Origin of the sequence: Rivibacter subsaxonicus (assembly GCF_004217215.1) — a bacterium.
In the GTDB taxonomy this organism is placed as follows: domain Bacteria; phylum Pseudomonadota; class Gammaproteobacteria; order Burkholderiales; family Burkholderiaceae_C; genus Rivibacter; species Rivibacter subsaxonicus.
In genome coordinates, this window is sequence record NZ_SHKP01000003.1 from 1 (window position 1) to 1183 (window position 1183).

The 1183-nt window shown below is 66.0% G+C and carries 1 protein-coding gene; it reads left to right on the forward strand.

Translation table 11 applies throughout. The features are described 5' to 3' along the window. Positions 1-168 precede the first annotated feature (168 nt). Positions 169-1161 carry an IS110 family RNA-guided transposase gene (locus EV670_RS00030; RefSeq protein WP_130429783.1) on the forward strand — a complete coding sequence of 331 codons (993 nt, stop codon included), beginning with the start codon at positions 169-171 and terminating at the stop codon, positions 1159-1161. The last annotated feature ends 22 nt before the right edge of the window (positions 1162-1183 follow it).

A 1183-nucleotide genomic window follows, 5' to 3' on the forward strand; every position in this document is an offset into this window, starting at 1 on the left:
CCTTGTATCTTCCCGAAGACCGCAGTTGAGTTGTGAACTGCGGAGGTTTCGCGGTCGGTGCGCCAAACCCGATAGGCCTATGAGTTTGCAGCTCGCGGGTTAGCTTTAGGTCAACGCACCGGCCCGTTCTGTCCAACCGTGTAGCCCGAACAGTTGTCGATGATGAACATGCATCCGCAAGGTGGGGTAGCGAAGGACGGCGTGAGGCCCAACGCCGGCATCGACGTGAGCAAGCAGCACTTGGACGTGTGCTGTGCTGACGACGAGCGGCGTGTGGTCAACGATGCCCGAGGATGGGACGAGCTGACCGCGATGCTGCGCTCGGCCGGGGTCGACTTGGTGGTCGTGGAGGCCACCGGCGGCTACGAGCGTGGGCTGGTGTGTGCTCTGCAGGACGCGGGTCTGTGCGTGGCGCGGGTCAACCCGCGACAGGCGCGCGACTTCGCAAAGTCGATGGGTGTGCTGGCCAAGACCGACCAGGTCGATGCGAGGACGCTGCGCGACTTCGCGGACGTGCTGGCGCGGCACGCGAACCGCTCGCAGTACATCACGCCCATGGTGGAGCCCATGCGCCAGCAGCTCGAGGAGCTGATGACCCGCAGGCGCCAGTTGGTCGAGATGCGGGTGGCCGAGCACAACCGCCTGGAGCATGCCGGCCCGCGGGCGGCCCGCAGCATCCACAGCGTGCTCAAGCTTCTGGACAAGCAGATCGCCGCGGTCGACCAGCACATCGACGACCACATGGACCGCCACTTCGGCGCGCAGAAAGCGCTGCTCGACAGCGTCAAGGGGGTCGGACCGGTGACCATCCTGACGCTGACCGCAGCGCTGCCGGAGTTGGGTCGACTGGACCGGCGGCAGATCGCCAAGCTCGTGGGCGTGGCACCGCTGGCGGACGACTCAGGCCACCGGCAGGGCAAGCGCCGTATCTGGGGCGGACGAGCCGAGGTGCGAGCAGTCGTCTACATGGCCGCCATCGTGGCGATGCGCCACAACCCGGTGATCCGCGCCTTCTACGAGCGTCTCGTCGCGGCGGGCAAGCCCAAGAAGGTGGCCATCGTCGCCTGCATGCGCAAGCTGCTGACGATCCTCAATGCGATGCTGCGCGACCAGGCGATGTGGAACGCTGCCCGTCATCTGCGGCAGCCCATCGGAGCTTGACTTTGAAGACAGTTGCTAACCC